This window comes from Pseudomonas wuhanensis (assembly GCF_030687395.1).
In the GTDB taxonomy this organism is placed as follows: Bacteria; Pseudomonadota; Gammaproteobacteria; order Pseudomonadales; family Pseudomonadaceae; genus Aquipseudomonas; species Aquipseudomonas wuhanensis.
In genome coordinates this window covers 1,888,864-1,903,320 of record NZ_CP117430.1, presented here as the reverse complement: position 1 = coordinate 1,903,320, position 14,457 = coordinate 1,888,864, and the positions used below count along the sequence as shown (strand labels likewise).

Genomic DNA, 14,457 nt, shown 5'->3' with positions numbered 1-14,457 from the left:
AAGTGCCTTGGACCCGCAGTGGAAACTATAGCGCTCGCGAGGATACCCATTCGCCTTTATTGAGTGTCAAAAAACGACGCTATCGCCCCGCCGAGCGACCATAGCGATTGAAGCTTGCCCCTCGATAGGTGCATTGTTGAACCTTGTCAGAGAGGTCGATTCATGAAAAAGCGTGTCGCACTGGTGTTGGGCTCGGGTGGCGCCCGGGGCTACGCCCATATCGGCGTCATTGAAGAGATCGAACGGCGCGGCTACGACATCGCCTGCATCGCCGGTTGCTCCATGGGCGCGGTGGTCGGCGGGATCTATGCCGCCGGTAAACTCAACGATTATCGCGACTGGATCGAGAGCCTGGATTACCTCGACGTCTTGCGTCTGGTGGACGTCAGCTTTCGCCTGGGCGCGATTCGCGGGGAAAAGGTCTTCGGGCAGATCCGCAAGATCGTCGGCGAAATCAACATCGAAGACCTGCGCATTCCCTACACCGCCGTGGCCACGGACCTGACCAACCAGCAGGAAATCTGGTTTCAGGAAGGCTGCCTGCACCAGGCCATGCGCGCCTCGGCGGCGATCCCCAGCCTGTTCACGCCGGTGATGCAGGGCAATCGAATGCTGGTGGACGGCGGTATCCTCAACCCGTTGCCGATCGTGCCGGTGGTGTCGAGCCATTGCGACCTGATCATCGCGGTCAACCTCAACTCCACCAACCAACGCCACTATCAACTGCCGGTGATCCAGCGCCCGGCCGCGTTCAAGACCCGCTTCGACAGTCTGATCAACTCGCTGGGCTCGAAATTGCCCTTCCGCCGCAAACAGGCGGAACAATTGCTGCTGCTGGAAAAGGAAGCGTTGATGGCAGAAGCGGCCGAGATTAATCCGTGGATCGAATCCGCCGAACCCGAAGGCCAGCAACCGGCGGCAGCCCCGGAAAGCAATGGCGCACCCAAATCCGCCACCGGGTCGTTCATCATCGACAATGTGGGGCCGGCGTCCTTGCTGGACCTGATCAACCAGAGTTTCGAGGTGATGCAGACGTCATTGGCGCAGTACAAGATTGCCGGGTATCCGCCGGATATCTTGATCAACGTGCCCAAGCGGGTGTGCCGGTTTTTCGAGTTTTACAAGGCACCGGAGTTGATCGCGCTGGGGCGTGAGATTGCGCGGGATACGCTGGATCGGTATGAGAGTGAGCGGGAATCTTGAGGTTCTTGGGTGAATCAAAGGGCCTCATCGCGGGCAAGCCCGCTCCCACAGTGTTCCGGGTGTTCACAGATTATGTGACCGCCACAAAACTTTGTGGGAGCGGGCTTGCCCGCGATGGCGCAGGATCAGCCACCACAAAAACTAAAGACTACCCTCACTCAACAACCGATACCCCACCCCCGCCTCGGTAACGATGAACCGTGGCTGAGTCGGATCATCCGCCAGTTTCTGCCGCAAGTGCCCCACCACTATCCGCAGATAGTGGCTGTCTTCGGTGTGAGTCGGGCCCCAGATGTCCTTGAGCAATTGCTGCTGGGTGATGACCCGCCCCGGATGCCGCGCCAGTTGCGCCAGTACCGCATACTCCTTGCGCGTCAGCGCCACTTCGGCGCCGTCCAATAGCACCCGGCGATACGCCAGGTCCACGGTGAGCGGACCGAAACTGAGCGCCGCTTCCTGGGCCTCACCGGTCGGCGCCTGACGCAGCAACGCGCGCACTCGGGCGAGAAATTCCTGGATGCCGAACGGCTTGGTCACGTAGTCGTTGGCGCCGCCATCCAGGGCCTGGACTTTCTGCCCTTCGCTGGCGCGCACCGAGAGCACCAGTACCGGCACCGTCGACCACTCCCGAAAATCGCGCAGCACCTGCTGGCCGTCCATGTCCGGCAGGCCGAGGTCGAGCACCAGCAAGTCGGGTTTGTTTAATGCGGCCTGGGTCAGGCCTTCCGTGCCGGTGCCGGCCTCCAGCACTTTGTAGCCTTGGGAGGCGAGGCTGATGCGCAGGAATTTGCGGATCTGTGGTTCGTCGTCGATGACCAAAATGGTCGCGGTCTGGCTCATGAATTCATATCAACACAAAGAAGTGGCAAGAGAGTAGCGCAGGCGAGATCAGGCTTCACTGTCCAATCCCGGCTGAGTCTGCAACGGCAGGTGCAGCGTGATGCAGGTGCCGCGCCCTTCAATGCCGTCGGCGACGCTGATCCGCCCGCCATGGGCACCGACCATGCCCTGACAGATTGCCAGGCCCAACCCGGTGCCCTGCCCGCCGCGATCGCCGCGCGCGGCGGTGTAGAACATGTCGAAAATCTTCGCCCGATCCTCCTGCGGAATCCCCGGTCCCTCATCGCTCACCGAAAAAAACAGCTCGCTGTCATCGACCCCGGCGCGCAACTCAAGACGTCCGTGGGGCGGAGAAAAACGCGCGGCGTTTTCCAGCACGTTGACCAGTGCTTGTTCGATCAACGCGGCATGCACATAGAGCAGCGGCAGTTCGGCCGGCACTTCGGTAATGACTTGCAACGACGCCAGCACCGCACGCAGGCGATTGAGCGAACTGCCGACGATGTCTGCCGGCGACACCCAGTCCCGCGCCAGCTTCAAGGCGCCGTGACCGAGGCGAGTCATGTCCAGCAGGTTTTGAATGTAGCGATCCAGCCGTTCGGCTTCATCGCGGGTGCCTTCGAGCAGTTCGCGGCGGTCCTCCAAGGGAATCGCCTCGCCAAGCGCCAGCAGGCTGTCGATGCTGCCGCGCATGGAAGTCAGCGGCGTGCGTAAATCGTGTGACACCGAGGCCAGCAGCGCGCTGCGCAATTGCTCGGTTTCGCCATGCAAGCGCGCCGCCTCAAGGTCATCGGCCAGTTGCGCGCGAGCCAATGCCTGGGCCAGCGGTTGGCTCAGTGCGGTCAGCAAGCGCCGCCGCTGGCCGCTCAAGGTCTGACCTTCTTTGGCACACACGCCGAGCAATGCCAGCGGCCCATCGTCCACCGACAACGGCCACCACCACCAGCGCCCGAACGGCAAGGTGCCGGTGCCCGCGCCGGCCGGTTGATCATGTTGCCAGGCCCAATCGGCGGCGGCGCGCTCGGCTTCAGAGAACTCCAGCGGCCCACCGGTTTCGACTTTCCAGCCGCTTTGGCCATCGCGATTGAGCAGGCACAGTTTCAGATCGGTCCAGCCATTGAGGTGTTGCGCCGCAGCGCTGACCACAGCCTGACGGTCGGTGGCGGCGGTGAGTTTGCGCGACAGGTCGAGCAGTTCGCTGGTTTCTTCCTGGGTGTCGCGCAGGGCCTGCAATTGTCGCCGTTGCCGCGCCGCCAGGTTGCCGGTGAGGGCCGCCATCAGCAGGAAGAACAGCAAGGTCAGCACATCTTCTTCGCGCTGGATGCTGAAGGAGAAAGTCGGCGGAATGAACAGAAAATCATAGGTCAGAAACGACAGTGCCGCGCAGGCCAATGCCGGGCCAAGGCTGCTGCGCACCGCCACCAGCAATACCGCCGCGAGGAACACCAGCGAAATGTTCGGCAGCGGCAAGACGCTCGACACCGCCCAGGCCAAGGCACTGGCGAGCACCGTCGCCACCAGCGCCAACGCGTAGTCGAACCAGACCAGCGACTGCGCCGAGCGTTGGCGCGGTTGATGCTGTTCGTGATCGCTGTCGAGCACGTTGATTTCCAGCCCGCGAGCATCGCGCAGTAAACGAGACGCCAGACCGCCACCAAACAACCGTCGACGCAAACGCTGACGCGACTGGCCCACCAGCACCAGGCTGGCGCGTCGTTCAGCGGCGTGCTGGATCAAGGTTTTCGCTACCTCGCCCGCGCGCAGCAACACCACTTCGCCACCGAGGCGTTCGGCCAGTTGTTGAGCGCTTTGCAGGCGTAGACGCGATTGCTCGTCGCGCACACGACCGTTGTCCACATGCACCAGGCTCCACGGCAGATGCCGGCGCTGGGCGACGCGACTGGCGTGACGCACCAAGCGCTCGGCCTGAGCATCGCCATCGACGCCCACCAGCAAGCGACCGCGCACGGCCGGTGCTGCCTGCCCCAACTGGCGATACCCCTGGGCCAGATCGTTATCGACCTGAGCGGCGGCGGTTTGCATCGCCAGTTCGCGCAGGGCCGTGAGGTTGGTCTGAGTGAAGAACGCATCGATGGCCGCCCGCGCCTGCTCCGGCACGTAGACTTTGCCGTCGCGCAGACGCTCCAGCAGCTCGCGCGGCGGCAGGTCAATCAGCAGCAATTCGTAGGCTTCTTGCAGCACCCAGTCCGGCAGGGTTTCGCGCACTTGTACACCGGTGATACCGCGCACCTGATCGTTGAGACTTTCCAGATGCTGGACGTTGACCGTGGTGAACACGTCGATGCCGGCGGCCAGCAATTCCTGGATGTCTTGCCAGCGTTTGGCGTGACGACTGCCGGGGGCATTGCTGTGGGCCAGTTCGTCCACCAATACCAGTTTCGGTTTGGCGGCTAGCAGACCGTCGAGGTCCATTTCTTCGAGCATCACACCACGGTATTCCGAGCGCACCAACGGTTGTTGCGGCAAGCCAGCCAGTAGCGCTTCGGTTTCGGCGCGACCGTGGGTTTCGACCACCCCGGCCATGACTTTCACGCCTTGGCGCAGTTGAGTGTGGGCGGCTTGCAGCATGGCGTAGGTCTTGCCCACGCCCGGGGCTGCGCCAAGGAATACCTTGAGCCGGCCACGGCCATCGCGGGGCAGGTCTGCTAACAGCGCGTCGGCGCGGCCGGAGTCACTCATGCTTGAAGTTCTCTCTCATTTTGATGTTGATGCAGTGACTGTCAGGGCCTCTTCGCGGGCAAGCCCGCTCCCACAGGGATCGATGGTGGTCACAAATTTTGTATCCACCATCACCTCCTGTGGGAGCGGGCTTGCCCGCGATTGGCGGCGCCACCGATCTACAGTTTTTCCAGCGCCCTATTCAGCGCCAACACATTCACCACCGGTGGCCCCACCAAAGGCTGCTCGATGTGCGCGTCCAGCAGTTGCTCAAGCGTAGACACCGGCAGATTGCGCGCCGCCGCGACACGCGCCAGTTGATAGGCAATCGCGGCCGGTGGCAAGTGCGGATCGAGGCCGCTGCCGGAGGTGGTCAGCATGGCCAACGGAACCGGTCCCTGACCAGCTACCTGCAATTTATTGGCCTCGTCGATAACCCGAGTGGCCAGGGCCGGATTGCTTGGCGAGAAGTTACTGGCACTGCTCGACACGGTAGCAAAAGCACCGGCCGATGGCCGTGGGTGGAACCAGGCGTCGCCGACGAAATCCTGGGCGATCAGCGACGAGCCTCGGACCTTGCCGTCGGCGTCGCGCACCAGGCTGCCGTTGGCCTGGTCCGGGAAGGCAACCTGGGCGATGCCGGTGACGACCAAGGGGTAAGCGACGCCGGTGATCAGGGTCATCAGCATCAGCAGGCTCAGGGCCGGACGTATCAGTGTGGACATTTCACAATCCTCGATTCGGATAACAAATACAGCATTCAGTCAGGTGCAACGTGGCGCATTCATCGCGAGCAGGCTCGCTCCCACGGGGGAATCTGGTGCCTTTGTGGGAGCTAGCCTGCTCGCGAAGGCGGCGCAACTGGCGCACCGCGCAAGTCAAACCAAATGCAACACCGTCAACAGCATGTCGATCGCCTTGATGCCCACGAACGGCACCAGTATCCCGCCCAGCCCATAGATCAGCAGATTGCGTCGCAGCAACGCCGCCGCGCTCACCGCCTGCACCCGCACGCCGCGCAGCGCCAACGGAATCAGGACCACAATGATCAAGGCGTTGAACACGATCGCCGACAGAATCGCGCTCTGCGGACTGCTCAGGTGCATGACGTTGAGCACACCCAATTGCGGGTAGATCGAGGCAAACAGCGCCGGCAAGATCGCGAAGTACTTGGCCACGTCGTTGGCGATGGAAAAGGTGGTCAGCGCACCGCGGGTCACCAGCAATTCCTTGCCGATTTGCACCACGTCCAGCAGCTTGGTGGGGTCGCTGTCGAGGTCGACCATATTTGCCGCTTCCCGCGCCGCTTGTGTGCCGTCGTTCATCGCCATGCCCACGTCCGCCTGGGCCAGGGCCGGGGCGTCGTTGGCACCGTCGCCGCACATGGCGACCAGCCGACCGTCGTTCTGCTCGTGACGAATGCGCGCCAGTTTCTTCTCCGGCGTGGCTTCGGCCAGCACGTCATCCACGCCTGCTTCCGCAGCAATCGCAGCAGCGGTCAGCGGGTTGTCGCCCGTGACCATGACCGTGCGAATCCCCAGTTTGCGCAGCTCAGCGAAACGTTCGCGGATGCCGGGTTTGACCACGTCCTTCAGATGAATCACACCGAGCAATTTGCCGTCAGCGCACACCAGCAAAGGCGTGCCGCCACTCTGAGCGATCTTGTCGATTTCCCGGGACAGAGGCGCTGCCAGATCGGCGCGCTTCAGGCCAACGAAGGTCAGCAGCGAATCCACCGCGCCTTTGCGGTAGACCCGGCCCTGATAGTCGACACCAGACAGGCGGGTTTCAGCGCTGAACGGCACGGCGGTCAGCACCTCGGCGGACGGCTCCGGTTGTGGGTGAAGACCGCGCAGGTACTCGACGATGGATTTGCCTTCCGCGGTGTCATCCGCCAGCGAAGCGAACAACGCACCTTCGGCTAGCTCTTTGGCGGTGACACCAGGTGCGGCATAGATCGCGGAGCAGCGACGGTTGCCGAAGGTGATGGTGCCGGTCTTGTCCAGCAACAGGACGTGCACGTCCCCCGCCGCTTCCACGGCGCGACCGGACTTGGCGATCACGTTCAGGCGCACCAGACGGTCCATCCCGGCGATACCGATGGCCGACAACAAGCCACCAATGGTGGTCGGAATCAGCGTGACCAATAACGCCACCAGAAACACCAGCGGCAGGCTGCCATTGGCGAAGTGAGCGAACGGTTGCAGGGTCACAACTACCAGCAGGAAGATCAGGGTCAAGCCGATCAGCAGGATATCCAGCGCTACTTCGTTCGGGGTTTTCTGGCGTTTGGCGCCTTCGACCAAGGCGATCATGCGGTCGAGCGTCGACTCGCCAGGGTTGGCGGTGATGCGCACCAGCAGCCAGTCGGACACCAGTCGGGTATTGCCGGTGACAGCCGAACGGTCACCGCCAGATTCGCGAATCACCGGCGCCGATTCACCGGTAATCGCCGCTTCGTTGACCGCCGCGATACCTTCGATCACCTCGCCGTCACCGGGAATCATCTCCCCCGCTTCGACGCGTACCACATCGTCCTTGCGCAGGCTGGTCGCCGGCACGATCTGAAAGCTGCCATTGGCGTTTTTACGCCGGGCACTCAAGCCTTCGCTGCCGGCCTTGAGGCTATCGGCGCGGGCCTTGCCGCGACCTTCGGCCAGCGCTTCGGCGAAGTTGGCGAACAACACGGTGAACCACAGCCACAACGCGATTTGCGCGGCGACGAAAGTCGGCACGGCGTTGTCGGGAATGAAGCACAGCACGGTGGTCAAAATCGCGGTCAGTTCCACCACCAGCATCACCGGCGCACGTTGCAATTGCCGTGGGTCGAGCTTGACGAAGGCTTGCACCAGCGCCGGACGCCAGAGGGCCGAAATCGCGGTTTTCGGTTGTTCCGGCGCCTTGACGACGGCGGCTTTCGTTGCGGGCATATTCATCATCGACTCCTTAGAAGCCCAGGCTCAGGTGTTCAGCGATAGGACCCAACGCCAGGGTCGGCAAGAAGGTCAAACCACCCACCAGCAAAATGGTCACGGTCAACAGGGTGACGAACAGTGGGCCGTGGGTCGGGAAACTGTTCTGGCCAATCGGCGCGGTTTTCTTCATCGCCAGGCTGCCGGCCAGGGCCAGTACCGGGAGGATGTAGCCGAAGCGCCCGATCAACATGCCCAGGCCCAGCATCAGGTTGTGGAACGCGGTGTTCGCACCGAAGCCGCCGAACGCCGAACCGTTGTTGGCACTGGCCGAGGTATAGGCATAAAGCAACTGACTGAAACCGTGAGCACCGGGGTTACTCACCGCCGCGACCGGGCCTGGCAGGCTGGCGGCAATCGCACCCAGCACCAGCACGCCCACCGGCATCACCAGCAAGGTCACCACCAGCAGCTGAACTTCCCGGGCTTGCAGTTTCTTGCCGAGGTATTCCGGAGTGCGGCCGATCATCAGCCCGGCGAGGAACACCGCAATCAGCACGTTGAGCAACATGCCGTAGAGCCCGGCACCGACGCCGCCGAAGATCACTTCGCCGACCATCATGTTGATCATCGCGACCATGCCGCTCAGCGGGTTGAGGCTGTCGTGCATGCCGTTGACCGAACCGTTTGACGCCGCAGTGGTAGTCACCGACCACAACACTGTAGCGGTGGTGCCGAAACGCGCTTCCTTGCCTTCCAGCGGTGCAGTCTGTTCGACGGCGACGTTGGCCAGGGTCGGATTGGGTTGGTATTCAGCCCACAGCGACGTCGCGCCGCCGATCAAAAACAGCGCCAGCATGCAGGCGATGATCGCGCGGCTCTGACGCAGGTCTTTCACGTAATGGCCGAAGGTGAACACCAGTGCCACCGGGATCAGAATGATCGAGGCGACTTCGAACAGGTTGCTCCAGGCCGTCGGGTTCTCGAACGGATGCGCCGAGTTGACGCCGAAGAAGCCACCGCCGTTGGTGCCCAGTTGTTTGATCGCAATCTGGCTGGCGGCCGGGCCGAGCGGGATCACCTGATCGACGCCTTGCATGGTCACGGCGTTCACGTAGTGGGCGAAGGTTTGTGGCACGCCCTGCCAGACCAGAAACAGCGCCAGCAACAGGCACAACGGCAACAGGCCGTAGAGGGTGGCGCGGGTCATGTCGACCCAGAAGTTGCCCAGGGTTTTGGTGGATTTGCGACCGATGCCGCGACACAGCGCAACCAACACAGCAAGCCCGGTGGCGGCGCTGACGAAGTTCTGCACGGTGAGGCCGACCATCTGACTCAAGTAGCTGAGGGTCGCTTCGCCGCTGTAGGACTGCCAGTTGGTATTGGTCATGAAGCTGACGGCGGTATTGAACGCTTGCGTCCACTCCTGCCCCGGCAGGTTTTGCGGATTCAACGGCAAGTGATCCTGAAACAGCAGGATCGCAAACAGCAGCAAAAAACCCGCGAGGTTGAAGGCAAGCAAGGCCAGGGTGTATTTCTGCCAGCTCTGTTCGGCTTGCGGATCGACGCCGGCCACCCGATAGCAACCACGCTCCACCGGCCCGAGAATCGGCGAAAGCCAGGTGCGCTGCCCTTCCATCACCTTGTAGTAGAAGCGCCCCAGAAACGGTGCCGGGATCAGCACCACGGCGAAGAAGGCGAGGATCAGCCAATAGTCATAACTGTGCATAGCCGCTCCTAGTTCCGGTCCGCGCGCAACAGCGCAACCAACAGATAAATGAACAGCCCCACTGCCAATAGCAGTGACACCCCGTCCAGAACGCTCATGGAAGTTCTCCGTGTTACGGCGTATTGCCGCGTGTGGGGTGATTGTCTGCAGGGAGGCTGTAAAGGCGCGAGATCGAGGGGTGGGGCGGGGAATAAAGAATGCGTAAAGAGTGGGGTTATGGCTTTGTTACAGTGGTGCCCGGGCGGGCCTCATCGCGGGCAAGCCCGCTCCCACAATGGAATGCGTTTGCCCGGGAATCGCAAAAACCTGTGGGAGCGGGCTTGCCCGCGAAGGCGGCAGAACAGACAACAACGCTCCCAACTGGCGCACAAAAAGCACTCATCCAGCCGCGAACATCCCCGATACGACAGCTTTCAGCGCTTTACGACGCCCACCTGCAAAATGGCACGCCCGCTGCAAACGCCCTCCCCGAGTTTTCCAAACCGTTCAGGGAGCAACGCATGAACACACAACTCAAACCCACGCTGGGCACTCTGCACCTGTGGGGTATCGCGGTCGGGCTGGTGATTTCCGGTGAATACTTCGGCTGGAGTTACGGCTGGGGCGTTGCCGGAACACTTGGCTTTCTGGTGACGTCCTTCATGGTCGCCACGATGTACACCTGCTTCATATTCAGTTTCACCGAACTGACCACCGCAATTCCCCATGCCGGCGGTCCCTTTGCCTACAGCCGCCGTGCCTTTGGTGAAAAAGGTGGATTGATTGCCGGGCTGGCAACCCTGATCGAATTCGTCTTCGCCCCACCGGCGATTGCCCTGGCGATCGGTGCCTACCTGAACGTGCAATTTCCGGCCCTCGACCCGAAACACGCGGCGGTCGGTGCCTACATCGTGTTTATGGGCCTGAACATTCTCGGCGTGAAACTCGCCGCGACCTTCGAGCTGGTGGTCTGCGTATTGGCAGTCGCCGAATTGCTGGTGTTCATGGGCGTGGTCGCCCCGGCATTCAGCTTCAGCAACTTCGCCCTCAACGGCTGGGCCGGTTCTGATGTGTTCGGTGCGCCGGCGATTGCCGGCATGTTCGCGGCCATTCCATTTGCCATCTGGTTCTTCCTGGCCATCGAAGGCGCGGCCATGGCCGCCGAAGAAGCCAAGGACCCGAAACGCACGATTCCCAAGGCCTACATCAGCGGCATCCTGACCCTGGTACTGCTGGCCATGGGCGTGATGTTCTTCGCAGGCGGCGTCGGCGACTGGCGCACCCTGTCGAACATCAACGATCCGCTGCCGCAAGCCATGAAAGCCGTGGTCGGCGAAAGCTCTGGCTGGTTGCACATGCTGGTGTGGATCGGCCTGTTCGGCTTGGTGGCGAGTTTCCACGGGATCATCCTCGGCTACTCGCGGCAGTTCTTCGCCCTCGCCCGTGCCGGTTACCTGCCGGCATCCCTGGCCAAACTGTCGCGTTTCCAGACTCCGCACCGGGCGATCATCGCCGGTGGCGTGATCGGCATCGCGGCGATCTACAGCGACGGCTTGATCAACCTCGGCGGCATGACGCTGACGGCGGCGATGATCACCATGGCGGTATTCGGCGCGATCGTGATGTACATCATGAGCATGCTCAGCCTTTTCAAACTGCGCAAAACCGAGCCAAATCTGGAACGCACCTTCCGCGCGCCTTGCTACCCATTAGTGCCATTCATTGCGCTGCTGCTGGCGGTGGTTTGCCTGGTGGCGATGGCCTGGTTCAATGCCTTGATCGGGTTGATCTTCCTCGGCTTCATGGCAGCGGGTTTTGTGTACTTCATGCTGACGGCGCAGTTGCGGGCCGATGCGCCGGCGGATGCGATGTTGACCGGGCTCTAAACAGCCGCAGTGCTGCTGTCAGATCAGGCATAGAATGGAACCACTGCGAAATCCCATCGCTCAAAAGTGGTATGCAGGATCGGCTGGCGAAACGCTCGCCCACCGGCCTGCCCTTAAGGAGAACTCCTATGCCTTGGTATGCCTGGTTAATTCTGATCGTTGCCATCGGCTCGATCGTTGGCGGTTTGATGATGCTGCGCGACACCGCTAACAAGGTCGAATTGACTGAAGAGCAACGTAAGCGCGTCGCCGAACGTAATGCGGAAGCGGATGCCAAGGATGCGCAGGACCGCTAAAACAAAAACCCTGTCATTCTCATTGAATGACAGGGTTTTGCGTTTCTACTTTTCCCAATCGGCCTTGGCGATGTGCAAGCCATGCAACCCTTTGTAAGCCGCGCGCTCCGGCTGGCTCCAGCCCTCAAGCAACGAATCCTCCAACCGGTAAATCTCCACTCCCAGCGGGCGACACACGCTCAAAGGATCCTGCGCGTCCGGTCCCCACATGGCGAGCGACAGGTCGCCACCCGGGCAGGTCGATAGCGCACACAGCAAATCAATCTCGGCAAAGAACTCCAGGTAATCGCCCTTCTGCGCCGGGCAGGCTTTCATGAAGTACAGGTCGTCGTGGTTCAGGCCAGTGCACTGGAAAATGTTCAGCACGTCATGCACGTCAAACTCGGTCAGGCCATGGGGTAATACGGCTCGAGTCAAATTCGAGTGGCAGTGATGATGGAAGTCCTCGCCCGTAAGCATTTTGTTCACATACGGATCGCAGCGCGTCCCCAGCAAATCGTGCAAACGCCCGCCATGTTCGTCGATGCCGTATCCGGCCAGGCTATCGTCGGTGATGGTCACCAGCGGTCGTAAGAAAGGCAGATTCGACCAAAGCCGGTCATGGGTGCTGACATGGGCACCCTGCAACTGCCGAGTTCGCGCCGCCCACAAGCGCTCACGCGGATCGTGGGCATTCCAGACATTGAAGTCCCCGACTTGCGGGCCGACCGGGGTCGTGACCCTGAACACATGCCCGGCCGGCACATTCCACGCGCGGCCGGTGCGGATCGGCACTTCAAACTGCTCGATCAGCGTGCGCCCCTCCTTTTTATCCCGGACTCTCTCGTAGAAAGCCGTGTCTACCTGCAAGGCCGAGCCTTTGCTGACTTGATAGGCCGCCGGATAGTCTTTGTACATGGCACAAATCCTCGATCAGTGATGGGAAGAAGGAGCAAGCATCTGCAACAGGAGGTGTTCGGAGTCGTCGAGATAAAGGCTCATGGCGTCGCCGGCCGCGCGCTTATCGCCGTCGGTCAACAAGTCATGTATCTGCCGATCACGCGCCAGCCAGGGCGCCTGAAAACGTGATTCATCGGGAGCGGTGCAAAACACCAGGCGCAGTTGCGCGACGACGTTGGTGAAGAACTCATCGAACAATGGACTGCGCAGCAATCCGACGATGTGTTGATGAAATGCCAGGCTGTGGGTACCGACGGCGCGCCAGTCCTCACGCTCCCGGGCCAGCTCGGTGGCCTCCAAAGCTTCGAGCATCCGGTCGGATTGATACTCACGCAATGGCTGACTGGCGCTGATGGCTTGCAGTTCCAGGGTGCGACGGACCTTGAACAGATCACGCACATCATCAACCCCCAACCTGCGCACCATTACACCCTTGTTGCGGACATAACGGGTCAACCCTTCTTGCCCCAAACGGTGCAACGCCTCGCGAATGGTGTTTCGCGAGGCGTTGTAAGCCGACACCAGATCGTTTTCCACCAACGCCATGCCGGGCAGCAAACGACCGCCGATGATGTCAGCGCGTAACTCCAATGTGATGTGGTCGGCCAGGGACAGTCCGCTGTTCATACTCAGTGCCTCATGATTGTTCAACAATCGTCAGCGAATGAGTAATCACTATTCGTGCCATTACCTGTCGTGAATTAGTCCTCCCAGTATTTGAACAACACGCTGGCGTTCACGCCGCCAAATCCGAAGCCGTTGGACATCGCGTAGTCGATGTTCATTGGCCGCGCCTGACCGTGAACGATGTCCACGCCTTCGGCCGCCGGATCCGGGTTATCGAAGTTGAGCGTGGCTGGCACCACCTGATCGCGGAGCGCCAACAGCGTAAAGATCGCCTCGATCCCGCCTGCGGCGCCGAGCAAATGCCCGGTCGCGGACTTGGTCGACGTTACCGCGATCTTGTTGTCCGAGCCGAACAACGACTTGATGGCCGCCAATTCCCCAAGATCGCCAACCGGTGTTGAAGTCGCATGAGCATTGAGATGCTGCACCTGTGCCGGCGAAATGCCCGCCTGAGCCAACGCCAGCGACATCGCCCGACGCGCACCGCTGCCATCTTCAGGCCCCGCGGTCAGGTGATAGGCGTCGGCGCTGGTGCCGTAACCGACCAACTCGGCCAACGGCTGAGCGCCGCGCGCCAGGGCATGTTCCAGGGATTCGATCACCAGAAGACCTGAGCCCTCGCCCATCACAAAGCCATCGCGACCACTGTCGAACGGTCGCGAGGCGCGCTCCGGGGTGTCGTTGTAACCGCTGGACAAGGCCCGAGCTGCCGCGAACCCGGCCAGGCTGACCCGATCGATCGCCGCCTCCGCACCGCCGCACACTGCGATATCCGCCTCGCCACATCGAATCAACCGCGCCGCGTCACCAATCGCCTGAACCCCAGCCGCGCACGCTGTTACCGGAGCCCCCAAAGGGCCCTTGAAACCGTGCTCGATCGACACATGGCCCGCGGCAAGATTGACCAGAAACGAAGGAATGGTGAACGGCGACAAACGTCGCGGGCCACGGTTATCGGTGGTGCGCACCGCATCGGCAATCGCGCCGAAACCACCCACGCCCGAGCCAATAATGGTGGCAGTACGCTCCTGGGCGTTGGCGTCCTGCGGTTGCCAACCGGCCTGCTCCAGGGCCTGACGCGCCGCCTCCATGGCAAACATAATGAAGCGGTCCATCTTCTTCTGCTCTTTGGGCGCCGTCGCTCGATCCGGATCAAAACCCGCCTCGGGATCTTCCGCCAGAGTCTGCACCGCGCCACCGACCTTGGCCGGCAGATCGGCAACCACTTCGTCCGGCAATGCCCGCAACCCGGAGCGCCCGGCCAACAGACGCGCCCAAACCGCTTCAACGCCACTACCCAACGGCGACACCAGGCCCATGCCTGTAACCACCACTCGACGATTACTCATAGTGCAAATACCTCAAAC

The 14,457-nt window shown here is 61.7% G+C and carries 12 protein-coding genes; 3 read left to right on the top strand and 9 right to left on the bottom strand.

All coding sequences use genetic code 11. The annotated features are described in order from the left end of the window. Nucleotides 1–162 precede the first annotated feature (162 nt). A complete protein-coding gene (locus PSH88_RS08720) occupies nucleotides 163–1,203 on the top strand; it encodes a patatin-like phospholipase family protein (protein WP_305483512.1) in 1,041 nt (346 codons plus the stop codon). A gap of 141 nt (nucleotides 1,204–1,344) precedes the next feature. Here PSH88_RS08720 and PSH88_RS08715 read toward each other — a convergent pair whose 3' ends face one another. From PSH88_RS08715 to kdpF, 6 genes are all read right to left on the bottom strand, one after another. Then, nucleotides 1,345–2,043, bottom strand: a complete 699-nt coding sequence (locus PSH88_RS08715; RefSeq protein WP_305425836.1) for a response regulator — start codon at nucleotides 2,041–2,043, stop codon at nucleotides 1,345–1,347. 48 nt (nucleotides 2,044–2,091) lie between these two features. After that, nucleotides 2,092–4,743, bottom strand: coding sequence for a sensor histidine kinase (locus PSH88_RS08710; protein ID WP_305425835.1), 2,652 nt, complete (start codon nucleotides 4,741–4,743; stop codon nucleotides 2,092–2,094). Nucleotides 4,744–4,901: 158 nt separating this feature from the next. Continuing rightward, nucleotides 4,902–5,447 carry a potassium-transporting ATPase subunit KdpC gene (kdpC, locus tag PSH88_RS08705; RefSeq protein WP_305425834.1) on the bottom strand — a complete coding sequence of 182 codons (546 nt, stop codon included), beginning with the start codon at nucleotides 5,445–5,447 and terminating at the stop codon, nucleotides 4,902–4,904. Nucleotides 5,448–5,600: 153 nt separating this feature from the next. After that, entirely contained in the window at nucleotides 5,601–7,658 is a 2,058-nt protein-coding gene (gene kdpB, locus PSH88_RS08700) for a potassium-transporting ATPase subunit KdpB (protein ID WP_305425833.1), read from the bottom strand. Between the two features lie 10 nt (nucleotides 7,659–7,668). After that, nucleotides 7,669–9,363 (bottom strand): potassium-transporting ATPase subunit KdpA, encoded by a 1,695-nt coding sequence (gene kdpA / locus PSH88_RS08695; RefSeq protein ID WP_305425832.1) that lies wholly within the window; start codon nucleotides 9,361–9,363, stop codon nucleotides 7,669–7,671. 8 nt (nucleotides 9,364–9,371) lie between these two features. Next, nucleotides 9,372–9,461 (bottom strand): K(+)-transporting ATPase subunit F, encoded by a 90-nt coding sequence (kdpF, locus tag PSH88_RS08690; RefSeq protein ID WP_007899818.1) that lies wholly within the window; start codon nucleotides 9,459–9,461, stop codon nucleotides 9,372–9,374. Nucleotides 9,462–9,863: 402 nt separating this feature from the next. On the opposite strand from kdpF, the gene eat reads away from it, so the two are divergent. Beyond that, nucleotides 9,864–11,228 carry an ethanolamine permease gene (eat, locus tag PSH88_RS08685; protein ID WP_305425831.1) on the top strand — a complete coding sequence of 455 codons (1,365 nt, stop codon included), beginning with the start codon at nucleotides 9,864–9,866 and terminating at the stop codon, nucleotides 11,226–11,228. 128 nt (nucleotides 11,229–11,356) lie between these two features. Next, nucleotides 11,357–11,524 (top strand): DUF2897 family protein, encoded by a 168-nt coding sequence (locus PSH88_RS08680; protein WP_008006000.1) that lies wholly within the window; start codon nucleotides 11,357–11,359, stop codon nucleotides 11,522–11,524. Between the two features lie 45 nt (nucleotides 11,525–11,569). On the opposite strand, the gene PSH88_RS08675 is transcribed toward PSH88_RS08680, so the two are convergent. From PSH88_RS08675 to fabF, 3 genes are all read right to left on the bottom strand, one after another. Then, nucleotides 11,570–12,421: an urea carboxylase-associated family protein gene (locus PSH88_RS08675; RefSeq protein WP_305425830.1), complete on the bottom strand. Its 852-nt coding sequence runs from the start codon at nucleotides 12,419–12,421 to the stop codon at nucleotides 11,570–11,572. 15 nt (nucleotides 12,422–12,436) lie between these two features. After that, entirely contained in the window at nucleotides 12,437–13,090 is a 654-nt protein-coding gene (locus PSH88_RS08670) for a GntR family transcriptional regulator (RefSeq protein ID WP_305425829.1), read from the bottom strand. A 74-nt stretch (nucleotides 13,091–13,164) separates the two neighbouring features. Next, entirely contained in the window at nucleotides 13,165–14,439 is a 1,275-nt protein-coding gene (gene fabF / locus PSH88_RS08665) for a beta-ketoacyl-ACP synthase II (RefSeq protein ID WP_305425828.1), read from the bottom strand. Nucleotides 14,440–14,457: the final 18 nt, after the last annotated feature.